Source organism: Solibacillus sp. FSL H8-0523 (assembly GCF_038051985.1).
In the GTDB taxonomy this organism is placed as follows: domain Bacteria; phylum Bacillota; class Bacilli; order Bacillales_A; family Planococcaceae; genus Solibacillus.
Genome location: NZ_CP150291.1, coordinates 1,878,178 through 1,902,743 on the forward strand (window position 1 = coordinate 1,878,178; position 24,566 = coordinate 1,902,743).

The following is a 24,566-nucleotide window of genomic DNA, read 5'->3' on the forward strand; positions in this document are numbered from 1 at the left end:
CAAATGCAGTTCGAATTGGACTACGTTAATTCAATAAAAGGGTTGTGAGATTAGAATGAATATGAATGAAATTTTGAGTATGAATAAGGAAGGGTGGGAAAAAACTGCAGAGCGTTATTATGGAAGAACAGCTCTTCCTGAATACGGTCCATTTTCTTTAAGTGAAGATCAACTTCATTTATTCGGACCTATTGCAGGTAAAAAGATTTTAGATATCGGGTGTGGAAGCGGACATTCATTGCAGTATATGGGGAGTGAAGGAGCTCAGGAATTGTGGGGGTTAGACCTTTCAACCAAACAAATTGAAACAGCTGAAAAATTGCTACGTGTTCAACAAAGTAAAGTCACCTTGTTCGAATCGCCTATGGAAGAGAATCCAGGCTTGCCACTTGAATACTTTGATGTAGCATATTCCATTTATGCATTAGGATGGACCGTTGATTTACAAAAGACCTTGTCGAATATCCATAGTTATTTAAAACCTGGTGGTACATTTATATTTAGTTGGGAGCATCCGATTCACGATCGATTGACTTATGAAAATGCATCATTCACCTTTAAAAAATCTTACAATATCGAAGGGCCCGAATACAATGAGGCATGGCACAATCATGTTGTCATCCACCATCGGAAATTAAGTACATATATTAATACGCTTATAGAGACTGGCTTCACCATTGAGAAGGTAATCGATGATGTAATATTGCCGACTACCAATACAGAAAATCCTTCGAAATGGTATTCAACGCAAAGAGCATCTCTTGTTCCAGCTACATTTATAATAAAGGCTACTAAACACGAGAGTAGTAAACTTTAATAAATGCTTAGTTTATTGGGGACAACTAGTGCGGTTTTTTTTTCAAAGCTTTATAATAAAATAAAGGACGGTGTTCGTATGCTAAATAAAGACATCAAACAGCAAATAATCGAGACAATTAATGCTCGACTAAATACAGCATTCATTATATTATTCGGTTCATTTGCAAAAGGGACTACTCGTGAAGATAGCGATATTGACCTTGCTTATTTTAGTGAACAGCACCTATCATCTTATGAACGGTTTCTTTTAGCGGGAGAGCTAGCCACACTCATTGGTCGTGAAGTTGATTTAGTTGATATTAAACAAATCGATACTGTCTTTACGATGCAAATTTTTGAACAAGGTAAGCCGATTTATATTCAAAACGAAAATGAATTTACACGCCAAAAAATACGTGCCTATAGTATGTATGCAACACTAAGCGAACAGCGTGCGGGTATTATTGAAGGAATTAAAGAACGAGGAAGTGTGTTTGGCGATGAATGATGTAATCTTAAATAAGACAATAACAATTGAACGTTGTGTCAATCGTATTCATGACGTATATGAAGGCAAACCTGAAAACTTATCTGATTTCACAAAACAAGATAGTATCATTTTGAACATTCAGCGTGCTTGTGAAGCGAGCATTGATTTAGCCATGAATATTGTTAGTGAACGTAAACTTGGCGTGCCAAAAGCTAGCCGTGAAGCATTCAAGTTGCTCCAAGAAGCTGATTTGATTGAAGCTTCTTTAGCGAAAACATTAATGAACATGGTTGGTTTCCGTAATATTGCAGTACATGATTACCAATCTTTAGAGCTTAATATTTTACAAGCCATTTTAGAAAAGCATATTGATGATTTTAAAGAATTTACGAAGGTTATTTTACAATTAGAAATGTAGTTGATAACAGTTTCTTGTTATTTAAATTCAAATGAGTTTAGACTGATTTGGATTGAAAAACATGTTAATGAAGCCACTTGGACCTGTCCATATTTTAAGGAATGAGCTAGAAGTAACATACACTTTTCTACCACTTAGTAACTTAACGCCTCATTTTCCTGATGTAAGCAGTTGTTTTTCTATAAACATTTTTTGGTGCCGACTTATTTTATAAATAACCGCTATCTAAACAGCTATAAATGCTGTTAGATAGCGTTTTTTTAAAACCGGACTTACTTAAGATGCGTTTTTTCGTCTATTGTCTATACACAGAATACATAATTAGTTAAGGTTTCGCAGATTCCTATGCTATATTGAATTAGAAGAAACAACACGAACACTTGTTGACACCGAATAAAGGTGATTTAAAATGATAAAATCACCTTTATTGGGTGCCAAACCCATTAGAGTTCTTCAGGAACAAAGAATTCTACTGCAGCATCTCCTTGTGAGATGCTGCTTTTTAGTTCTTATAAAAATTAATATAAAATAAAAAAATGCCAAAACGTTGTGAAATCGACGTTTTGGCATTTTGAAATTCTAGTGATTCTGAAAAAAGGGGAACAGTATCCTCTTAATGCGTTGTATCTTTCGATGAGCCGTCATTTAAATAAACTTCACCATCTTTATACGTCATTTGCTCAGGATAACGTAGGTTTATAACTGCATCCTGAAGCTCTTGTGAAGGAGGACGTGTTGCAAGTGACACAATGATATTCGTAGTGAAGGCAGCGATCGCCCCGAAGACTCCAGCGCCTGTATCGATAATCCCTAATATCGTAAAGCCAGCATACTTCGCACTAAAAATGTAAAGAAGTGTCACAGTTAAACCGACAAGCATACCTGCCATCGTTCCTTTTGCATTCGCACGCTTCCACCAAACGCCTAGTACAAGCGCAGGGAAGAACGTACCGGTAGCAAGTGCAAATGCCCATGCAACGATTTGTGTTATGGCACCAGGTGGGTTTAGTGCAATAAGTCCAGCGAGTAGTGTTGCCACGACAATTGAAATACGACCTACAAATAGGCGTTTTCGTTCAGTTGCTTGTGGATTGATGATACGGTAATAAATATCATGTGCAAACGAAGAAGAAATAGAAATCATTAAGCCACCAGCTGTAGATAGCGCAGCCGCCATGGCACCTGCAGCAACTAGTCCAATAACAAATACACCTAGATTTGCGATTTCAGGCGTAGCCATTACGACAATATCGTTCGCGATTTTAAGTTCAAGCCATTGAAGAATGCCATCACCATTCGTATCGGCTATCCCCAATTTTCCTGTATCAATCCATGATTGAGTCCACGCAGGTAATTCAGCAATTTTTTTACCAGCAACTTCCGTCATTAAAATAAAACGAGCAAAGGCTGCATAAGCGGGTGCACTAAAATATAAAAGGCCGATAAACACTAATGCCCATGCACCTGACCAACGAGCCGCTTTCATCGTACCTACTGTATAAAAACGTACAATAACATGAGGAAGACCAGCTGTACCGCACATTAATGTAAACATGAGTGCTAAAAACTGCCACTTGGTTCCATTTGTGAAGGGGGCGAAATATTCCGAAATCCCGAGTTCTCGGTCGAGTTCACCCATTTTTGTTAACACTTCACCATAGGAAATCCACGGTAAAGGATTACTCGTTAAATGTAAGGACATAAAAATAACAGGTACTAAATAAGCGATAATTAAAATGATGTATTGTGCTACTTGTGTCCAAGTAATCCCTTTCATCCCACCGAATGCAGCATAAAAGGCAATTAATACAACGCCGATCATCGTTCCTATTTTCGCATCAATTTCAAAAAGGCGTCCGATTACTACACCAGAACCTGATAGCTGTCCGATTGAATACGTGAAGCTGATAATAATTGTACAGATCGCAGCTATGATGAGCGCTGCCTTACTATTAAAACGGTCTCCAATAAATTCAGGTACAGTAAAGCGACCGAATTTACGAAGCTGCGGTGCAAGTAATATGGTTAAAAATAAATAACCGCCTGTCCATCCCATAATATAGGCCAATCCATCATAACCAAGTAACATGATTGTACCAGCCATTCCGATAAAGGATGCGGCACTCATCCAGTCTGCCCCGATGGCCATCCCGTTAAAAATAGGAGGTATTCCACGACCAGCAACATAGAAATCTGATGTTTGCTTAGCCGTATTATATACAGCAATCCAAATATATAAAGCAAATGTACATAATATAATTACCAGTGATACTAGAAATTGAGTATCCATATTCAGCCTCCTTCCATTAGTGCTCTACCATATTTTTTGAACCGATTTCTTGATTGCGTTTATCATCAATCCCATACTTTTTATCAATTTTGTCCCCGACAATCGCATTTACAAACAGTAAAACAATGAAAGTAAATAACGCGCCAATTGCCCCCATAAAATAATGGAATGGGAATCCTAAAAACTGAAATTCAGTTAATGAGTCTGCAAACGCTACCACAACATAAGACACAAGAAACCAAAGAGCAAAGTAAACGAGCATGTACATATTTTTCTCACGGAAATAAGCATCAGCAACTTTTTTATCAATCTTCTTCATACGGACCACCTTTCTTCGTAAATTTATCTTAGATCAAAAATAAATTGAAACGTTTCTTTTAAAGGAAGCGGGACCAAAACTACTTTGACGATCATCAAAATAACTAGTGCAGCTACAGGAAAGGTAAGAGCAATGAAACGTTTTTTTATTAGTGCATAGGCAAGACAGCAAATAGTGAATACGATAAAAAACTGAAGCAACTAAACACCTCCTATAATCTCAACGTTTTTTTAATGTATGTTGGAAATAATCAAGATAAAACGATTATTAAGTAAAAAAATTCATAGTCGATTGACGCCGAAAAAATTAGAAGGATTACTAAATTAGACAAGCATCTATGTAACGATGTTCTAGGTGGTTCTTTTAAAACCGGCAATTACTTTTAGTACGGTTCATCTCAAATAATCCCACTACATTTCATATGATTTATAAATCAAACATCTCCAAAAATGCTACAATAATCCAAAATATACCTATGAAAAGAGGGCTCACATGCTCGAAACCAAACTCTATGCCATCACAAAAGGATTCTCAAAAGACCAAAAATACGCAGCACTTTTAAACAATGAAAAAGTACTTGTTCGCTTATTTGAGGAGCAACAGCAACCGCGCAAGGAGCAAGAATTCCAAATCATTGAACAAGCCTACAATCTAGGTATCAATAGTCCAAAGCCTATTTCAATAGGGCCAGGTAAAATGATTACATCTTTTCTTGAGGGGATGGATGCAGAAGAGGCGATTGCCACATTAACAGAAAAGCAGCAATATGACTTAGGTGTTGCCGCAAGCGCGGATTTAAAGAAACTCCATACGATTGTAGCGACTGAAAACAAATGGTATGAAAGCCAAACAGCAAAATATCGTCGCTACATCGTGCGCTATCATGAACTGCCGCTAAAAATTGAAGGCGACACACAAATCATGCACTTTATCGAACAGCGCCTCCATTTAATGAAGGACCGTCCAAGCGTATTGCAGCACGATGATTTTCATTTACCGAATTTGATTGTGCATAATGGCGCGTATAACGGGGTCATTGATTTTGGCCGTTTTGATTATGGGGACCCGATTCATGATTTCATCAAGCTCGGCATGTTTAGCGCGGAAAGCAGTGTTCCGTTTTGTAAAGGACTATTGGAAGGGTATTATGGCGGGAAGCTGACAGTTGAATTTTGGGAGCTGTATGCACTGTATTTAGCGATGGGTGTGTTTTCAGCGATTGTTTGGGGGCAGTTGATGGAGGATGGAGCCAATTTGTTGCAGCACGCGAAGCGCTTTAGTGCGGATCATTGTGGATTTACAAGTGCTGTACCGAAGTGGTATGAAGCACATTTAAAATAACATAAACAATTGACAATTAGATAGAAAGACCAACCAATGATGGTACCTTTGATCGTTTATGAAATCTATTAACGAATCAAATTACCTATAATTTCATTTTAATTGGGTACAAGGATATAAAATATGTTACCATGGAATTAATTGGGTTTGAGGAGATAAAGTGATGAAATGGATGAATTTGAAGGCGCTCATTATAGGGCTGGTTGTGGCGACACTTGCCATGACGTTACTGATTAACCTTTGGAGTGCGCACCGTGTCAATACAGAAGTGTTGACGAATAACACATTAGAAACGAACCGTGTCTACGCAGAAAAGCTGGCGACGACGGTTGATCAATACATTGAAGAAACGTTTACTACGCTCGCATATAGTGCAACGCTTTTAAGAAATGAGTTAGACAATGAAGCGTTATTAGCGAAAGAGGCGGAACGATTACATAAAACGAATGAAATGTTTAACTCAGTCGTTATAGCAAACAAAAACGCGTTTGTTATCGGTGTATCGCCGTCATCACTAGAGTTGAAGGGCAAATATTTACAAACGGCGGGTCCACTTGAAGCGATTAATAAGAAAACCCCGCTGATTTCGAAAACGTACACAGGGACGAATGATCGTTTGTTGATATTCATTTCGTACCCGATTTTTGATGAGCAAGCGAACTATTTAGGCTTTATCGGTGGCTCGATTTATATTAAAGAGGATAATGCGTTTAATTCGATTCTTGGCACACATTTTTATGATGACGGCTCATACGTTTATGTCGTCGATCAGGAGGGGCGCATTATTTACCATATTGATCCAACCCGGTTAAATGATGTCGTGACCGATAATCAAGTCGTCAAAAAGGTTATGGCTGGGGAGAATGGCACAATGAAGGTGGCCAATTCAAAAGGGGTGGAAATGCTTGCTGGTTATCATGTGGTGCAACATGCCGGCTGGGGCATTATCTCACAGCGTCCAGTAGCTGTAGCATTAGCGCCAGTATCACAGCTCTTGAATTCACTTTGGATTGGTGCCTTGCCACTGTTACTCGTTATGTTGATTGGGGTCATTTGGCTATCGATTAAAGTAACCTCACCGTTACATCAATTGGCGAAATTAAGCGCGGTTTCAGCGGATGAGCAAATGCTAGGGAATATTAAAAAAATACCAGGATCTTATTACGAAACGAAAAAGCTAAAGGAAACGTTAATTGAAATTTTCACCGTGTTCCTAAATGAAGTATCCTTTTTCAAAACGCAGTCTACGAGGGATCCATTGACGGGATTAGTGAATCGTCGAACGATGGATGATGTGTTGACTCGTTTAACAAAAGAGAACATTCCTTATGCTTTAGCGATTGTAGATTTAGATCATTTCAAGCGTGTAAATGATGAGCACGGGCATGCAATTGGTGATGAAGTGCTCACGTATTTTGCCGAGAAAATGAAAGCCCATGCACCGCTTGAAGCATATTGCTGCCGATATGGTGGGGAAGAATTCGTCATCATATTCCCACACTTAGATGCTGCGCTGGCATATGAATTTGTAGAGCAGCTACGTCAAGATATGGCGCAAACGATGAGTCCGTGTGGGCGTCCGATTACAACTTCTGGAGGGATTGCAAGCTTCCCGCAGCATGCTAAAACACCGGAGCAAGTCATGGCTCTCGCGGACAAAGCGCTATATGTCGTGAAAGAACAGGGCCGTAATCAAATTCAGTTGGCCGAGGATATAGTGGAAATGTAAAGGATCCGTTAAATATGTATAATCTTAAGAAACTCTTAAGATTTCGTTAAACCTTTTCTTCACTTTTATACCCTATACTAGAATAGAAGTGATTTGTAGGAGTGAAGATTGTGAAAAAGGTTTTAACGTTTACGCATGTATTCGTATTGTTGTTTTATATCGTTTTCCTTGTAAATTTAGTGTTTTTCGCGCGCAGTACGTATCAAAACGTCAATTTCGTGCCGTTTGATATGATTAATTCACAGGGGTACTCCGTCAATGTTTGGGGCAATGTGTTAATGTTTATCCCGCTTGGAATATATGCGTCTTATTATAGTAAAAAAGTGAATGTTATAAAAGTTATGCTTTTTGTGATGGGGTCAAGCGTGTTTATTGAAGTGGTGCAATATGTATTTAAGCGCGGTGCCACAGATATTGATGATGTTATTTTAAATACAGTAGGTGGCGCGATGGGGCTAAGCTTGTATGGATTATTCGTGGCGTTATTTCGCAAACGACAACGTGCGAATGTGGTCGTACAAGTACTTGCGAGTATCATTGGCTTGCTGTTTTTTGTGCTTACGTTGATTATTTACTTTTTTAATAGGTGAAGTTGTTGAAGGATTATAGTGAAGTGACGTTACTCATTCGAAGTCGATTGAGTTAGCTTTTAAATGGCTGTTCTTGTTGGTAGAAAACAAGGACGGCTATTTTTTTTGTATAATAGAGCATAAAATGATAATTTAGAGAAAATTCTTGAAATATACCTGAAATATAATATACTAATATATATAACATATTATACATTTTATGGTTAATATTTTGGTTTGAAGTTCGAATGTATTCATCAGATAGACGGTTGTCTTTTAAAGGATGATTGAAAGAGGGGGAAATATACTTGTCAAATATGTTGTTACACGTTTGCCGTGGTGATTTAGTAGAGTCGTATCACACCGGAAGTATTGTCGTTGTTACTAGCAATAGGCAAGTTTTAAGTGCAATCGGTGATTCCCAGCGTTTTGTATTTGCTCGTTCCTCGATGAAACTACTTCAAGTCATACCGGCACTAGAGCTAGGAATAAAAGAAAAATTTGATCTAAGTGCAAGCGCAATATCGTTGTTCTGTGCTTCCCACAGTGGAGAAGACCAGCATACAACTACGGTAAAGAAATTATTAAACGATGGCGGATTAACTTGTGACGCTTTAAAATGTGGCACGCATCCACCAAGGCATATTTCTACATATGAAAAAGGGTTACAAAATCAAATCGTATTTGGACCAGAGCATAACAATTGTTCAGGAAAGCATACGGCTATGTTATTAAGTGCACAAGCAAATGGGGAGTCGCTGGAGGATTATTATTTGCAAGAGCACCCTGTACAGCAACGGATTTTACAGACAATCAGCGAAATTTGTGAGTATCCACTCGAGAAAATTGTACTTGGTATAGATGGATGTGGCGTGCCAGTACACGGCTTACCGCTCTATAATATTGCTCTTGGTTACGCAAATTTATGTGCAAATGACAAGTATAATGAAAAGAAAACTGCTGCCATTGATACGATTAAGCAATCGATTATTAAAGCGCCTGAAATGATTGGCGGAACAGATCGTTTTTGTACAGAGCTTATTAAGGTAGGAAATGGTGAGCTGATTGCTAAAGCTGGAGCAGAAGGCGTTTACTGCATTGGACACCAAACGAAAAAAATAGGTATTGTCATCAAAATTGATGATGGAAATAGTCGTGCAAGCTATCCAGTAGCGATGGAAGTGTTAAAGCAATTGGAACTGATAGATGAAAAACAGTATGAACACCTTATAGCATTTGCCAAGCCGTCTGTATTAAGTGTTCGAGGCGAAAAAGTAGGTGAAATCATACCGCAATTCCAATTATTTTAAATAGAATAGAGGGCTAAAATGACATTTCCTATTATTGATTTACATTGTGATGTACTTTCAAGGTACGAATCAAAAAGACTGAATTTTTTGAATGATGTGGATTTAGATACGAATTTAACCAATTTACGCGCAGGGCATGTGAAGGTGCAGGCGTTTGCGATATTTGTATCGCCGGACATCCCTCAAGATGCAAAATTAAAAAGCGCATTAAATCAAATTTATTACTTTTTTGAACATGTTGTTCGACCAGAAAATCATGTTGTCCATATAAAAGAATGGTCTCAAATCGCAACGTTACAAGCACATGAAATAGGAGCCTTTTTAACAATTGAAGGTGTCGACTTTTTTGCTGGAGATATTAAGATTTGGCATATCTTTAGACAATTTGGCGTTTTAAATATTGGTCTTACTTGGAATAATTCCAACGAAGCAGCAGATGGCGTTGGAGACGATTTAGGTCGAGGGATTACGGATTTTGGAAAGGAAATACTTCGTTTAAATAATGAACATAACCTATTAACGGATGTTTCACATTTAAGTGAACGAAGCTTCTGGGATGCAATAGAGCATGCCGGTTATCTAATCGCTAGCCATTCGAATGCCAAAGCACTTTGTCCGCACCGTCGAAATTTAACGGATGAACAAATTATCGCGATGCTAAAAAAACAAGCACAAATTCACGTTGTGTATAACCCACCATTCATTAATTCTGAAAAGGTGGTTTATATAAAGGATTTAATTAAACATATAGATCAAATATGTTCGTTGGGAGGGAAAGCTTTTATCGGATTAGGCTCGGACTTTGATGGAATTGGTAGTAAAGTAGTCAATTTAGAAACAGCAGCACAACATCAAAATTTACTGAATGAGCTTTTAAAACATTATTCAGAAGAGGATGTAAGGGGATTTGCTTACCAAAATTTCATGAATCATTGTCCAATAACAAAAGGGGGAAATTAAATGAAAAGTAAAAAATGGTTATGGATGTTAGTATTAGCACTTACATTTGTATTGGCAGCATGTGGTGGATTTTCAGATGACGCAGACGATTCATCGACAGATTCAAAGGATAATGAGCAAACGAATACAGATACATCTGGCGGTGAAAAGGTATTAAAGCTTAGTTTAGATAACGATATTCCGGATTTAAACCAAGTGTTAACAACGGACGGGATTTCATTCCAAGTATTAAATAACGTAATGGAAGGCTTATTCCGTTTAGATGCCAACAATGAACCACAGCCAGCAAGTGCTGAAAGTGTAAATATTTCAGATGATAAATTAACGTATACATTTAAAATTCGTGAAGGCTTAAAGTGGAGTGATGGTTCAGACTTAACAGCTGAAAACTACCGTTACTCTTGGTTACGTGCAATGCATCCTGATACTTCTGGAGCATATGCAGACATTATTTATAGTAATATCGCGGGCGGTACGGAATACAATGCAGGCGAAGCAGATGCAGACACAGTAGGTATTAAAGTAGTAGACCCACTAACATTAGAAGTAACATTAGTAAAACCAACGCCTTACTTCTTAGGCTTAACAGCATTCCCAACATACTTCCCGTTAAGTGAAGAATTCGTCAATAAGGTTGGGGACAAATTTGCGTTAAACAAAGACTCAATTTTATACAATGGTCCATACGTATTAACAGAGTTTGACCAAGCGCAAGGTGTCATGCTAGAAAAGAACGCGCAATATTGGGATAAAGACAATGTGGATATCGATAAAGTCTCGTTAAAAGTTATTAAAGAAAAAAGTACGGCTTTAAACTTATATGAATCTGGTGAATTAGATCGCGTGTATTTATCATCAGCTGATGTAAGTCGTTATAGCGAGAATGCAGATTTCGGAACAGAAACAGAATTCACATCTTGGTTCCTTGTATTCAATAATGACCTAGCACCATTTGACAACGTAAACATTCGTAAAGCGTTCCAACTGTCATATGATGCAGAAATTTTAGTGAAAACGGTATTAAACAATGGTTCTGAAGCAGCTACAGGATTAGTAGCTAAAGGTGTTGCCGGTGATGGTTCAAAAACATTCCGTGAAGTAAGCGGCGATGTAATCAAACCAGATATTGAAGCGGCAAAAGCGTTTTTAGCAAAGGGTATTGAAGAAATTGGTGGAAAATTACCTACACTTGAGTTACTAACTGCTGACGATACAATCGCAAAAGATACAGCAACATTCCTACAAAGCGAATTTAAGAAAAATTTAGGTGTGGATGTATCAATCGTAACAAAACCATATAGCGGTCGTTTAGATGCGATGCGCGCAAGTGAGTTCATGTTTGGTATTTCACGTTGGGGTTCTGACTATGACGATGCCATGGATATTTTAGGGCTATGGGATGGCGATCCAAAGAAAGGCCTACGTGGTAACTACTACAATCCAGCATACAAAGAGCTGATGAATAAGGTACTAGTTGAAACAGATGACAAAAAACGTTTAGATTATTTAATTGAAGCTGAGCACTTAATGTTAACAGAAGATGGTGCCCTTGGACCACTTTACTATGACGGACAATCTTTCCTACAAAAAGAGTATTTAAAAGACTTAGTAATCCACCCGTATGGTGCATCATTAAATCTTAAATATGCAAAATTGACGAAATAATCAAACTACAAAGCGCTGAAGATAAAGTCGCGTATGGCTTTATCTTCAGCGTCAATTTTTTAGTGATGAGCAAGCAATTTTGCGAACAAGGGGGAGCAACATGAAAAAATTTGTGTTTAAAAAAATCGTTAATATTGTGCTAACTTTATTTGCTATTGCCACCCTTACATTCTTCTTAATGAAAATGTTACCTGGTTCACCTTTTGATGAAGAGGCACTAGAGAAAATGACAGATGAGGCACGTATCGAATTTTTAGCTCGTTACGGATTAGATCAGCCGCTTTATGTTCAATACGCGAAATACATAGGGAATATCTTACAAGGGGATTTTGGCACATCGTATTATTTTAAAGGCCAAGATGTAACAGCTCTTATTATGGATCGAATCGTTCCTTCTGCTTTCATCGGATTACAGGCGGTGTTATTAGGGTTATTTATTGGATTAATTTTAGGGATGATTGCAGCGATGCGACATAACTCTGGTTGGGATTATACGACAATGTTTATTTCGGTTTTGGGTGTCTCTGTACCAAACTTTGTCATTGCCGCAATATTACAATATTATGTTGGTTTAAAATTGGGCATTTTACCAATTGCCTTCTGGGAAGGGTACAGCAGTTCGATTATGCCGACATTGGCATTGTCCTTTGGTGTTGTCGCAATGGTCGCGAGATTTATGCGAAACGAAATGCTTGATGTGTTAAGCCAAGATTATATGTTAACAGCTAAAGCAAAAGGAATCGGACAAGGAACAATCGTTGTAAAACATGCTATTCGAAATGCGTTAATTCCAGTTGTTACAATAATTGGTCCAATTTTTGTTAACTTACTAACTGGTTCTTTAGTAATCGAAAATATTTTCAGTGTCCCAGGAATCGGTAGTTTATTCGTGGATTCAATTAAAATGAATGACTACACAACAATCATGGGCTTAACACTCTTTTACAGTCTATTCTTTATTTTAACAATGCTAATTGTTGATTTACTGTACGGTATTTTAGATCCAAGAATTCGCCTAAAAGAGACGAAGGAGTGAGAGTGATGACACAAAAAGTAAATTTGAATGATGAATTGTTTGAAGTAGTCGGACGTAAATCAAACGAAGGAGAAACGATTCATCGCCCATCTGTCTCTCTATGGAAAGAAGGGTGGATTCGTTTAAAAAAGAATAAGGCCGCAATGGTGAGCCTCTTTGTCTTAATTGTTATTGTATTAACAGCCATTTTAGCGCCATTCTTTTCTCAATATTCTTACTATGATACGAATTATGACAAGGTATATCAACCGCCGAATGGGGAGCATTGGTTTGGTACAGATAAATTTGGACGTGATCAGTGGGTACGAGTATGGGAAGGAACGCGAATTTCTTTATTTATCGCGCTTTTAGCGGCAACATTGGATTTAATTATAGGGGTTGCCTATGGTTCGATAGCTGCTTTATATGGTGGTAAAGTGGATAGCTTTATGCAACGTATTATTGAGATTTTAGTAGGGATTCCAAACTTAGTTATTATCATTTTATTAATGATGGTATTACAGCCGGGGATTATTACATTAACCGTCGCGATGGTACTAACAGGCTGGGTTACGATGGCAAGACTTGTACGTGCGCAAATTTTTAAATTAAAAAATCAAGAATTTATACTAGCATCAAGAACACTAGGGGCTAAAAATAGCCGTTTAATTTTAAAGCATTTAATACCAAATACTTTAGGTATCATCATTATTAATATGATGTTTACGATTCCTGGGGCAATTTTTACAGAGGCATTTTTAAGTTTCATTGGATTAGGGTTACAGGAGCCGCAAGCATCATTAGGGGTTTTGATTAATGATGGCTATCAAGCAATGCGCAATAACTTTTACTTATTATTGTATCCTGCAATCATTATTATTTCGTTAATGGTGTCATTTAATCTATTAGCAGATGGGCTACGAGATGCGCTTGATCCAAAAATGAGAAAATAGCCACTGATGAAATAAGAAAGGGGATTTAGAAATGCAGCCATTATTAAAAGTAGAAAATCTTCATATTTCATTTCGTACATATGCTGGTAAAGTATACGCCGTTCGAGGAGTGAATTTTGAATTAAATGAAGGGGAAACACTAGCAATCGTTGGAGAATCTGGTTCAGGAAAAACGGTGACGTCTAAGTCTGTTATGAAGTTACTGCCAACGAATAATGCAAGTTATGATTCGGGTCATATTTATTATAAAGGGAAGGATATTATTCCACTTTCCGAAAAAGAAATGCGAAAAATACGCGGGCAAGAAATTGCAATGATTTTCCAAGATCCAATGACCGCGTTAAATCCAACAATGACCGTTGGGAAGCAAGTGATTGAAAGTATTATTTATCATCAAAAACTATCGAAAAAGGATGCCTTAACGAAAGCAATTGAATTATTTGATTTAGTAGGAATTCCCGATGCGCCTTATCGAATTAAGCAATATCCGCATCAATTTTCAGGAGGTATGCGTCAGCGTGTAATGATTGCTATGGCCCTGGCATGTAATCCAAAAATTCTGATTGCGGATGAACCAACAACGGCATTAGATGTTACAATTCAGGCACAAATTTTAGATTTATTAAAGGATATTCAGCGGAAATTAGGAACAGCCATTATCTTTATTACACATGATTTAGGGGTTGTTGCGAATATCGCAGACCGCGTTGCTGTGATGTATGCAGGAAAAATTGTTGAAACAGGAAACGTGGATGAAGTGTTTTATAATCCTAAACATCCATATAACTGGGGGTTATTAAGTTCTATGCCGGATTTGGATTTTAAAGGCGAGTTAAAATCAATTCCTGGCAGTCCACCAGATTTATCGAATCCACCTAAAGGCGATGCATTTGCGGTTCGTAATGAATATGCGTTACAAATTGATTATGAGCATGAACCAGAAATGTTTAAAGTTTCGGACACGCATTATGCAGCTACGTGGCTATTGCATGAAAAAGCACCAAAAGTAGAGCCGCCAATAAATGTACGCATCAAACAAAAAGCGGTAAATCCAGAAATCGTAAAACCTAAAAAGGTATTAACGGAACCATTAATAGAAGTGAAAAATTTAGCTAAGCATTTTGTGTTAGAGAAAGACAAAATTTTAAAAGCGGTTAATGATGTGAGCTTTACGATTTATAAGGGTGAAACATTTGGATTAGTTGGTGAATCGGGTTGTGGTAAATCGACAACAGGTCGCACGCTATTAAAGCTATACGAGCCAACAAACGGAGAAATTATCTTTAATAACCAGCCGATAAACCAACTGAAAAGCTCCGATCAGCAATTAGAGTTTAGAAGACGTGTTCAAATGATCTTTCAAGACCCCTATGCCTCTTTAGATCCACGTAAGACGATAGGGGATTCAATCGCTGAAGGTATTGATATCCATGGTTTAGCAAAAAGTCCTGAAGAAAGACAAAAACGAATTCATGAATTATTAGAAAAAGTAGGATTAAATAAATCACATGCGGAGCGTTATCCCCATGAGTTTTCGGGTGGGCAAAGACAACGTATCGGGATCGCGCGTGCATTAGCAGTAGAGCCAGATTTTATTATTGCAGACGAACCAATTTCAGCTTTAGATGTATCCATTCAAGCACAAGTCGTGAATTTGTTGAAAAAATTGCAAGAGGAACAAGGGTTAACGTATTTATTCATTGCCCATGACTTATCGATGGTGAAATATTTAAGCGATCGTATTGGCGTTATGTATTTAGGAAACTTAATGGAGCTGGCAGAATCAGATGAATTATATGAAGAGCCGTTACATCCATATACGCAGGCATTATTGTCAGCGATTCCTGTTGCGAATCCAGACGTTGAGAAGACGAGAGAGCGTATTAAATTAGAGGGAGATATTCCGAATCCAATCAATCCACCATCGGGTTGTGCTTTCCGTACGCGCTGTGCATTAGCTATGGATAAATGTAAAGAGAAGCCGGAATGGATTGAAGCAAAGCCAAACCATTGGGTAGCATGTCATGTAGTAAGTGAACGTATGAAATAATTTGTGGTAGTTTTTTAAGTAAAAGGCTAGGAATCTTAATGGTTCCTAGCTTTTTTTAGTAGATAGGACACTATTTGGTGCGAATTGTGTTTTTCTAATGCGAATTCTTGCTATTATTTAAAAATTTCATATAATTAAATCAAACCCAATTGATTTACTATGAATTATTTGGATACAGAAAGAAGGCATTCACCAATGACGAAGAAAATTTATGTGCTCCACGAAAATAATGAGTGGACGATTCATTTAGAAAAACGATTACAGGAACTTTCATTACCTTATGAGCTGTGGCATTTAGATGAGGGCACAGTGAACTTAAATGAGGCACCACCTGAAGGCGTATTTTACAGCCGTATGAGTGCATCGTCGCATACGCGTGATCACCGTTACGCACCTGAGTTAACGGGCGCGGTGCTTGCTTGGCTAGAATTTCATGGGCGTACGGTGTTTAACGGCACAGAAGCGTTAACGTATGAGTTAAGTAAGGTGAAGCAGTACTTACAATTAGAGCGTTTTGGCATTACTACACCAAAAACGGTTGTCGCTGTTGGTAAAGCTCGTATTGTCGAAGCAGCGAAGCAGTTACATACCGTACCGTTCATCACAAAGCATAACCGTGCAGGAAAAGGGCTTGGCGTTCAATTATTTTATTCAATCGAAGCACTTGAAGAATATTTAGCGAGCGACCGTTTTGAAGAGCCTGTAGACGGGATTACATTAGTACAAGAGTACATTAAATCACCGGAGCAGTTCATCACGCGCGCGGAGTTTATCGGTGGCAAGTATATGTATTCTGTGCGCGTTGATACGTCAGAAGGCTTTGAGCTATGCCCGGCCGATGCGTGTCAAATTGGCGACCTGTTTTGTCCAGTTGGCGAGGCGCCAAAATCAAATATGAAATTCCAAGTAGTTGAAAATACGTATCCTGAGTTAATCGCGAAGTTCGAGCAATTTTTAGCAGCAAGTAAAATTGATGTGGCGGGTATTGAATTTATCGTCGATGCAGAAGGTAAAACGTACGCTTATGATGTCAATACCAACACGAATTACAACGCAGATGCCGAAAGTATTCATGGCACATACGGCATGCTGGAGCTTGCGAAGTTTTTAGGCGCGCAACTGAATAAGTAACGAAAGGCCAGGTACTTGAATGTTGGATGTTCAAGTGCTTGGCTTTATTTGTTATTTATATCCTATAGTGACAGATGAAATAACTTCTACTATAATAAGGAATCGTTATGGCGTACTTGCAAGGGAAGGGCGTTTTAGGTGATACAATTACAGCAAATCAATAAAAAGTTTGGCTCCTTTGAGGCTATTCACGATGTCACATTAACGATTAAAAAAGGTGAAATACACGGCTTAATCGGTGCAAGTGGTGCAGGGAAATCAACGTTACTGCGTTTGATGAACCTATTAGAAGTTCCGGATAGCGGTGCGATTATCGTCAACGGGCAGCAGCTAACGAGATTAAAGCCAGCTGAGCTTCGTGAGGCGAGAAAATCCATCGGCATGATTTTTCAACATTTTCATTTAGTCGCCAATAAGACGGTCTACGCCAATGTGGAAATCGCTCTGGTACTCGCGAATTACCCGAAAAAATTGAGACGCGCGCGTGTTATGGAATGCTTAACGTTTGTTGGTTTAGAGCAGTTCGTAGGCCACTACCCAACGCAGCTAAGTGGTGGGCAAAAGCAACGTGTCGCGATTGCACGGGCACTTGCCAATGAGCCGGCTGTCCTTTTATGCGATGAACCAACGTCGTCACTTGATACGCATACGTCAGCAGAGGTATTACGCGTTTTGCAAAAAATTAATGATACGTTAGGTGTAACAGTTGTCCTCGTAAGTCATGAGCTTGATGTCATTAATAGTATTTGCCACCGAGCTACCGTGTTAGATGGTGGTCAAATTTATGAAACGGTTGATTTACAACGAACAGGCATCAAAAATACGAATCAGCACCCGCAAGCCTTCGTTGATCAGCTTGTGAAAGGTGGGGCTCTGCGTGTTTGACGTGTTAAAGCAATACGAAGCTGAAATTTGGCGCGCCATTAGTGAAACCTTTTTCATGGTCGGTGTATCTATTTTAGCTGCCATACTTATCGGATTACCCATCGGTACATATTTGTTTTTATGCGGCAAGGACAAGCTACTTGAAAATCGCGTTGTGTACAATGTTCTAAACTTATTTGTGAATATTGTCCGCTCGTTTCCGTTTTTACTGTTGGTCGTGTTTTTAATTCCATTTACACGGCTCATTGTCGGAACCGCGATTGGGACGCTGGCGGCGACAGTCCCGTTATCCGTCATTGCGATTGCACATTACGCAAGGCTCGTGGAACAGTCACTTCTTGATGTACCAAAAGGTGTGATCGAGGCGGCGGTGTCGATGGGCGCATCGATACGACGCATTATTTTTAGCTTTCTTTATGTCGAGGCACGTTCAAGTCTTGTGCTTGCTCTGACGACGTCAATTGTCAGTTTTATTTCGTATTCGACCATTATGGGTGTCGTTGGTGGTGGAGGAATTGGCGACTTTGCGATTCGCTACGGTTATCAGCAATTCAAAACTGATTTAATGCTTTACATGATTTTTATTATGATTATTTTGGTACAGCTCATTCAATTACTTGGAACGACTGTAGCAAGATGGTTGGATAACAGATAGGAGAATGGTTGTGAAAAAAAGTTGGATGATTAGTTTAGCCGCAGCATTTATGTTAGTTGGCTGTGGACAGCAAGAAGAGAATGTAGAAAAGCCAGCAAATGAAGACGTAACGACGTTAAAGGTCGCATCATTAATTGCCCCAATGACGGAAATTTTAGAGCTAGTCGAGCCACAATTAGCCGATGAAGGCATTGATTTGGAGATTGTTGTGCTAGGAGATAATGTACAACCAAACAGTGCGCTAGCCGCAAAGGAAGTGGACGCTAACTTCTTCCAGCACGTGCCGTATATGGAGGAATTCAATCGTAATAATGGCTCAAAATTAGTACCAATTCAGCCAATCTACTTCGCGAATTACGGTGTGTATGCGAAAAACTTTGATTCGATCGATGCATTACCAGACGGTGCAACAGTAGCGATTGCCAATGATATTTCCAATGTCGATCGTTCACTGGCGATGCTTGCACAAAACGGTGTCATTACTTTAAAAGAAAAAACAGATGTGTATTACACGTTAGCTAGCGTAGCGGACAACCCGAAAAATCTGCAATTTAAAGAGGTTGATTTACTCATGCTTGCACGTATGTATGATGATGCCGATGCAGTCGTAATGACACCAGCATATGCCGCTCCACTTGGCTTAACGCCAAAAAGTGATGCGCTGTTAACGGAAGGGGTAGAAAACGACTTTGCGATTACATTAGTAGCGCGCGAGGACAACAAAGACGACGCAGCAATTAAGAAACTTGCACAAGCAATGACGAGTGAAGCCGTACGTGAATTCTTAGCGGAAAATTATGATGAAACGGCGACACCAGCGTTTGAATAAATGAATAAATGAATAAATGGAAAACGACGAAACGCGGTAGGATGTGCGAATCGTCGTTTTTTTATGGGGTGGATTATTACGTAAAAGCTTCAAGACTTGATTTGATAATCAGCAATAGATTTGGTGAAAAAAGGAGAATTCCTATTTTAACTAGAATAAATAGGTAAGTAGGTTTTAATTATTCGAAGTTAAATGGAGGAATTATCATGGAAACTAATACAATTCAAAGGATTGGCCAAATTGCAGTGCCAGTAAAAAATATAGAAAGTGCGACTGAATTTTATAAGGAAGTATTAGGATTGCCACTGCTCTTTAACACAGAAAGTATGGCATTCTTTGATTGCAATGGGCAACGACTTCTTCTATCTTTACCTGAAAAAGATGAGTATGCAAATTCAAGTTCGGTTATCTATTTTCAGGTAGAAGATATTAAAAAATCAGTTGAAAAATTAATTGAAAAGGGCGTTTCCTTTATCGACCAACCACATGTCGTTGCCAAAATGGGAAATACAGAAACGTGGATGACCTTCTTTAACGATACTGAAGGAAATACACATGCTTTAATGTGTGAAGTGCAAATTTAATTCATAGTAAATTTCGATAATCCGGCGCTTTTCAAATATAAGGAAAGTGCCATTCTTTATAAATGTAGCGTATTTCGGAGGTAAATCACTATGGAAAAAAATCGTATAAGACTAGACGGAGGATTTCATAACGATGTGTTTCATATCGAGAATGAAGGAAAAGTAGTAAGAATATCTGATATTAGCAAAACAAAGACAATGGTTTTACAAGAAATAGAGTGGATGAATTTCTTGTATGAAGAAGGGGTTGCTGTACCGAAGCCTGAAATGACTATAGAGAGCGAAGAGGAACGGGTCAGAGTATATTTTGAATTTATTAAAGGTGATCCAATTGACGTTACAAACCCATTTCACTGGAATGAAAAAATATTTGGCCAATTGGGGAGGATTTTGGGGAGAATCCATGCCTTATCCAAAAAGTTTAAGGTTGATGCAATTCATCGACCGGTTTGGACCGTTGAAAATCCCGACATATTTGCTATTAGAGAAAATTTAAGTCCATGGATAAGAGAGAACTATGACAACCTGGTGCACAATCTATTTCCGTATGAAATTACACCAGAAACGTTTGGGCTAATACATAATGATTTCCACCAAGGTAACCTAATTATTAATCATGAAGGCACTTTAACTACGATTGATTTTGATGAGTGTTCATTTAATTGGTACGCCCAAGATGTTGCGGTAGTCTTCTATCACGCCTATTGGCAACATAATTCCTACAATGGCAATGTGGATACATTCCCTCAAACATTTTTGAGCCATTTATTTGCTGGATATAAAGAAGAGAACCTGTTACATAAGGATTTGATCGAACAAATCCCGATTTTCTTGAAGCTACGAGAGATTTTTTTATATCAATTATTTAGAGAAAAGTGGGATAAGAATAACTTGGAGGATTGGCAAAAGTTTACCTTGCGCGATTTAGAGCATAAGATCAAGAACAAAATCCCGTACGCGGGGATTCGTGATTTTTCTATTTATTTGATGGATAGCTAAGCTTTTCGCGCTCAAGTTCAGTATAGAGCCAGATTATGAGAAATTACTTTTATAAAGGGGGATGGGTAATGACGAAACGTTTACTTGGAATCGCATGTTTAGCAGGCATACTTGCCGGGTGCACGAATCAAAATACCGATCAAACCGAAGAGATGAACGAACTTAAAGCACAAGTCGAGCAACTTGCATTAGAAAATGAAGAGCTTGTAAAGACTGTAGAGGAAGAAAGACAAGCATTCGACCTCGCGTTGAATGAACAAGTAAATCGTGACTATGCCTTGATTGTCTCACAAGCAATCGAGGCGTATCCGCTAACACTTTATAAGCAAACTTCAGTAGACTTGGACGAGGACGGCACAGCAGAGCAAATCGAGCTCTATGTGAATGCAGAAAAAACGGAGAACGGCCTTTTTGCTTGGGATGATGGACAGAAGTGGTTGCTCGTCGTGAAAGACGGTGAGAAAACTTATCCGCTGTTTGATGATTATGTTCAATTAGGCACAATCGATTTTAGTACAAGCACATTTGATGAACAACCAGGAATCGTGATGATGATGGTGCAGCATTCTGATCGAACGGTACAAAAATTCACCTACGATCTACATGGAAATGGCTATCAAAAAGAAACCTTTTACAAAAAGGAAAATATAAATAATCACTATAACGAGGCAGCCTCCCATGCCTTTTTCAAGGATGCCTTTACATTAATGGACCACGCCTTTACAACGAAAACACTAACGGTTCTAGAAGCGAATGAGCCGTCTCTTCAGGACGATCATGAGAGAAGGTTGATTATTGAGCTAATATTGGCCGATCTATACAATGCTAACAGATTGTTGGAAATGGCGACGGAGCTGAATCGTGCGCTGAATGTTTCTTTAAGTGGCGCGATCGACTTACTTTATGAAATGGTGAATCAGCCACCAACAGCGGAGCAAAGAAAGGAATTAACAGCCATTCACGAACTGTTCAAAGAAATCGAATCAGATGATTTAATTATGAAAGAGGAGAATCAAATTTATCCGGACATTGCGGAAAAGCTTCAAAGACTGGATTTCATTGTTGATGAAAAGTAGCGTTAATATCGCAATCGGTTTATAAGCGGAACTATGGGTGGAGCGAGTTGTACCTTATAAATATTAATGAAACATTGAAAAAGGAGGGGGAGTGCTTTTGGGAGAGAAGTTAATGGTAAATTATAAGGCAATAATATTTGATTTAGATGATACCTTACTTGATAGAGAAAACGCAGTGAACCAAATGTTTTTAATGATTTTAGAAAAATGTTATCAAGATGTCGATCATTCAACTAAAAACAAAATGCTACAAAAATTCAAAGAATACGATAAGAGAGCGTATGGTTACGGTGATAAAACAAACGTATTAGAATCACTTTTTGATGAATTCCCACCAAAACATAGATTACCAAGCAATGACATTCAAGATTTTTGGAATAATAATTTTCCACATTGTTTTTCTATAAACCCAGATACTCTAAAAATTGTAAATACTTTAAAAACACAAGTAAAAGTTGCAATTATTACAAATGGCTTAACTCTGAGACAGAAAGCTAAAATAATTAATACTAACTTAAATAGTTGCTTTGATATAATACTTATTTCCGAAGAAGTAGGATTTAGCAAACCCGACAGACGCATATTTGAATTAGCATTGAAAAAGCTTAATGTGCAACCAGAAGAAACTTTATTCATTGGAGATGACCTAGAAAAGGACATTGGTGGTTGTCAAAGTGTAAGTATAAAGGGCCTATGGTTTAATCCACGTATGGTAAAGAATGATACCACAATTAAGCCAGATGCCGAGATCAATTCTTTCGAGAGAATATTAGATTTTTTACCTAATCTGAATTGTTAGACTACAGTAATTATTTGAACTCAATCCGCCATTCAATTGTAAAGGGTAGCAAGCTAAGGAGGGGGCACTTTGGAAGAACTTCCATATGTAATTATCATGTCGATTGTATTCATTAGTAGCTGGATTGGTTATAGAAAGAAGGTTAAGAAAGCTGAAAACGAAGAAGAGATAAGATCCGCGTTTGTTCCCTTTCTTTTAGTGGGGATTTTATTTCTTATATCTACTGCTGTATTTTTTACATAACAAAACTATAAATCGAAATTACTGAAAAGAGGCGAGGAAATTCAAATGAAAAAAAGTATGTTGCTACTGTTATTTTGTTTGACCTTCATTTTGTCTGCTTGTGGTGAAGCTGTAGAAGATACCGAAGAATATAATGGTGTTATTGGTGAAGGAAAAGTCTTCAATTATGCGTACAGCGTCACGAAGGAACAAAATAATATGACTTGGAGGGTTGTCTACAAAGGAGATACCGCGATTATTGAAGAGAGTCCAACCAATCGAGATGATTTAGTGAACTATATGAATGTTGTCAATGATAGTAAATTAGAATTTGTAAAACTAATTGTAGCACTAGCCTACATCGTATTTATTAGTATACTGTCGCTGATACTTTATAAGAAAAATCGGAAAATGCTTAAAGATGGTAGTTTAATCACGGCTGGATTAACAGGTATCGCCGTGTATTTTGCCTTTAAAGCAGCATTTGATTTAAGTGGTTTTTTACAAGATGTAGACTATTACTATTGGAGCCTAACTATTTAATGCGACTGGTGCTTTGGGAATATTCATTTTACAAGCACAAATGTATTTTGAAGGGTAATAAGGTATTATTAGGTTTAGGGTTTTTATTTTGAGGAGGATATTATTCATGTTTTCAATCGATAGTTACAAGGCTTCAATACAATCTAATTTGGAAAAACAGACAGGCATTTTGGTACAGGAACTACAAAAAATTATATCTTATACATTTGATCCGGCTGTAGAATTAGTGGATTTTTCTACATTTACAGACCCTACAAGATTTGAACTAACTATTATGATGTTTTCGATGGATACAAATGCAGGTGAGGTGTTTGGCGAAGCGATTACGCCTCAAAATTTTGCGGGGAGTGTAGAAGTACTTTCGGATATGATTTATCATTATGTACCAGATCATGAGGCACAGGCCTTTTCTGAGTTCTATTTACAAAACGATGAAGAATTGGAAATGAAAGAACAGCAGATTTTCACGGATTGGTTCATTACGTGCTGGGAAAAAGCAGGTGGACAGGCTTTTAATTTGCCTGCATATTTTGGTTTCCATGATGTAACACCGTCTTATGACTTACAGAACGCGCGATTTGTAGAAGATGAGGAAAAATGGGTTTAGATACACCTATACATATAACCTCGCCAAGAACCTATTTGCATTTTTATATGAATGGTTAGAAAAAAAGGGAGTCAGGAGCTGATGAACATGTTAGATAAAATAAAAGATTCATTTACATCTAAGCAATTAGTTTGCTCTATTTGTGGTAGGAAAATTGAAGAAGGTGAACGTTTTACAGCGAATATAACGATGCCTTCTGAAAAGAATATGATAGTATCAAGATTGGATAATGCAATTGCAAGAACTGCTAACAATTTACTTTGTGAAAGATGTGAGTAAAGGTAGTTCAATAAGAAATAATTATAGACTTACATAAATAACCAATAATA

General features: G+C 38.0%; 26 protein-coding genes. 24 read left to right on the forward strand and 2 right to left on the reverse strand.

Features of this window, described 5'->3' with window-relative positions; genetic code table 11:
• The first annotated feature begins 55 nt into the window (after positions 1-55).
• The 3 genes from NSQ62_RS09350 to NSQ62_RS09360 all read left to right on the forward strand — a co-directional run bounded on the left by NSQ62_RS09350 (position 56) and on the right by NSQ62_RS09360 (position 1,706).
• Positions 56-817 (forward strand): class I SAM-dependent methyltransferase, encoded by a 762-nt coding sequence (locus tag NSQ62_RS09350; protein WP_341323655.1) that lies wholly within the window; start codon positions 56-58, stop codon positions 815-817.
• Between the two features lie 78 nt (positions 818-895).
• Complete coding sequence (locus NSQ62_RS09355) at positions 896-1,306, forward strand: nucleotidyltransferase domain-containing protein (protein WP_341323656.1); 411 nt, start codon at positions 896-898, stop codon at positions 1,304-1,306.
• On the forward strand, positions 1,299-1,706 hold the full coding sequence (locus tag NSQ62_RS09360) for a DUF86 domain-containing protein (protein ID WP_341323657.1): 408 nt from the start codon (positions 1,299-1,301) through the stop codon (positions 1,704-1,706). The genes NSQ62_RS09355 and NSQ62_RS09360 overlap by 8 nt, the downstream gene beginning before the upstream one ends.
• A 613-nt stretch (positions 1,707-2,319) precedes the next feature.
• Here NSQ62_RS09360 and NSQ62_RS09365 read toward each other — a convergent pair.
• Together NSQ62_RS09365 and NSQ62_RS09370 are read right to left on the reverse strand one after the other, a co-directional pair.
• Positions 2,320-3,996 (reverse strand): sodium:solute symporter family protein, encoded by a 1,677-nt coding sequence (locus tag NSQ62_RS09365; RefSeq protein WP_341323658.1) that lies wholly within the window; start codon positions 3,994-3,996, stop codon positions 2,320-2,322.
• Positions 3,997-4,012: 16 nt separating this feature from the next.
• Positions 4,013-4,315 (reverse strand): sodium/substrate symporter small subunit, encoded by a 303-nt coding sequence (locus tag NSQ62_RS09370; protein ID WP_341323659.1) that lies wholly within the window; start codon positions 4,313-4,315, stop codon positions 4,013-4,015.
• Between the two features lie 492 nt (positions 4,316-4,807).
• Here NSQ62_RS09370 and NSQ62_RS09375 point away from each other — a divergent pair, with 492 nt between their 5' ends.
• The 21 genes from NSQ62_RS09375 (at position 4,808) to NSQ62_RS09475 (ending at position 24,516) form a co-directional block, all read left to right on the forward strand.
• A complete protein-coding gene (locus NSQ62_RS09375; protein ID WP_341323660.1) occupies positions 4,808-5,656 on the forward strand; it encodes an aminoglycoside phosphotransferase family protein in 849 nt (282 codons plus the stop codon).
• A 163-nt stretch (positions 5,657-5,819) separates the two neighbouring features.
• Positions 5,820-7,385 carry a diguanylate cyclase gene (locus NSQ62_RS09380; protein ID WP_341323661.1) on the forward strand — a complete coding sequence of 522 codons (1,566 nt, stop codon included), beginning with the start codon at positions 5,820-5,822 and terminating at the stop codon, positions 7,383-7,385.
• 110 nt (positions 7,386-7,495) lie between these two features.
• Positions 7,496-7,975, forward strand: coding sequence for a VanZ family protein (locus tag NSQ62_RS09385; protein ID WP_341323662.1), 480 nt, complete (start codon positions 7,496-7,498; stop codon positions 7,973-7,975).
• Positions 7,976-8,271: 296 nt separating this feature from the next.
• Positions 8,272-9,264: an asparaginase gene (locus tag NSQ62_RS09390; RefSeq protein ID WP_341323915.1), complete on the forward strand. Its 993-nt coding sequence runs from the start codon at positions 8,272-8,274 to the stop codon at positions 9,262-9,264.
• 18 nt (positions 9,265-9,282) lie between these two features.
• Positions 9,283-10,224 carry a membrane dipeptidase gene (locus tag NSQ62_RS09395; protein WP_341323663.1) on the forward strand — a complete coding sequence of 314 codons (942 nt, stop codon included), beginning with the start codon at positions 9,283-9,285 and terminating at the stop codon, positions 10,222-10,224.
• The gene (locus NSQ62_RS09400; protein ID WP_341323664.1) at positions 10,225-11,889 is read left to right on the forward strand and encodes a peptide ABC transporter substrate-binding protein; all 1,665 of its coding nucleotides are present in this window, start codon (positions 10,225-10,227) and stop codon (positions 11,887-11,889) included.
• A gap of 100 nt (positions 11,890-11,989) precedes the next feature.
• Positions 11,990-12,925: an ABC transporter permease gene (locus tag NSQ62_RS09405; RefSeq protein WP_341323665.1), complete on the forward strand. Its 936-nt coding sequence runs from the start codon at positions 11,990-11,992 to the stop codon at positions 12,923-12,925.
• 5 nt (positions 12,926-12,930) lie between these two features.
• Positions 12,931-13,857 (forward strand): ABC transporter permease, encoded by a 927-nt coding sequence (locus tag NSQ62_RS09410; RefSeq protein WP_341323666.1) that lies wholly within the window; start codon positions 12,931-12,933, stop codon positions 13,855-13,857.
• Between the two features lie 31 nt (positions 13,858-13,888).
• Entirely contained in the window at positions 13,889-15,907 is a 2,019-nt protein-coding gene (locus tag NSQ62_RS09415; protein ID WP_341323667.1) for an ABC transporter ATP-binding protein, read from the forward strand.
• Between the two features lie 195 nt (positions 15,908-16,102).
• Positions 16,103-17,038 (forward strand): alpha-L-glutamate ligase, encoded by a 936-nt coding sequence (locus tag NSQ62_RS09420; protein ID WP_341323668.1) that lies wholly within the window; start codon positions 16,103-16,105, stop codon positions 17,036-17,038.
• 138 nt (positions 17,039-17,176) lie between these two features.
• A complete protein-coding gene (locus tag NSQ62_RS09425) occupies positions 17,177-17,923 on the forward strand; it encodes an ATP-binding cassette domain-containing protein (protein WP_341323669.1) in 747 nt (248 codons plus the stop codon).
• On the forward strand, positions 17,916-18,578 hold the full coding sequence (locus tag NSQ62_RS09430; RefSeq protein ID WP_341323670.1) for a methionine ABC transporter permease: 663 nt from the start codon (positions 17,916-17,918) through the stop codon (positions 18,576-18,578). The genes NSQ62_RS09425 and NSQ62_RS09430 overlap by 8 nt, the downstream gene beginning before the upstream one ends.
• A 10-nt stretch (positions 18,579-18,588) precedes the next feature.
• Complete coding sequence (locus NSQ62_RS09435) at positions 18,589-19,407, forward strand: MetQ/NlpA family ABC transporter substrate-binding protein (RefSeq protein WP_341323671.1); 819 nt, start codon at positions 18,589-18,591, stop codon at positions 19,405-19,407.
• A 206-nt stretch (positions 19,408-19,613) separates the two neighbouring features.
• Positions 19,614-19,991, forward strand: a complete 378-nt coding sequence (locus tag NSQ62_RS09440; RefSeq protein ID WP_341323672.1) for a VOC family protein — start codon at positions 19,614-19,616, stop codon at positions 19,989-19,991.
• 90 nt (positions 19,992-20,081) lie between these two features.
• Positions 20,082-20,990 carry a phosphotransferase gene (locus tag NSQ62_RS09445; protein ID WP_341323673.1) on the forward strand — a complete coding sequence of 303 codons (909 nt, stop codon included), beginning with the start codon at positions 20,082-20,084 and terminating at the stop codon, positions 20,988-20,990.
• 68 nt (positions 20,991-21,058) lie between these two features.
• On the forward strand, positions 21,059-22,066 hold the full coding sequence (locus tag NSQ62_RS09450) for a hypothetical protein (RefSeq protein ID WP_341323674.1): 1,008 nt from the start codon (positions 21,059-21,061) through the stop codon (positions 22,064-22,066).
• Positions 22,067-22,196: 130 nt separating this feature from the next.
• On the forward strand, positions 22,197-22,865 hold the full coding sequence (locus NSQ62_RS09455; RefSeq protein WP_341323916.1) for an HAD family hydrolase: 669 nt from the start codon (positions 22,197-22,199) through the stop codon (positions 22,863-22,865).
• Positions 22,866-22,934: 69 nt separating this feature from the next.
• A complete protein-coding gene (locus tag NSQ62_RS09460; protein ID WP_341323675.1) occupies positions 22,935-23,108 on the forward strand; it encodes a hypothetical protein in 174 nt (57 codons plus the stop codon).
• A 45-nt stretch (positions 23,109-23,153) separates the two neighbouring features.
• On the forward strand, positions 23,154-23,630 hold the full coding sequence (locus NSQ62_RS09465; RefSeq protein ID WP_341323676.1) for a hypothetical protein: 477 nt from the start codon (positions 23,154-23,156) through the stop codon (positions 23,628-23,630).
• 106 nt (positions 23,631-23,736) lie between these two features.
• Positions 23,737-24,237 carry a hypothetical protein gene (locus NSQ62_RS09470; protein WP_341323677.1) on the forward strand — a complete coding sequence of 167 codons (501 nt, stop codon included), beginning with the start codon at positions 23,737-23,739 and terminating at the stop codon, positions 24,235-24,237.
• 87 nt (positions 24,238-24,324) lie between these two features.
• Positions 24,325-24,516: a hypothetical protein gene (locus tag NSQ62_RS09475; RefSeq protein WP_341323678.1), complete on the forward strand. Its 192-nt coding sequence runs from the start codon at positions 24,325-24,327 to the stop codon at positions 24,514-24,516.
• Positions 24,517-24,566 lie beyond the last annotated feature (50 nt).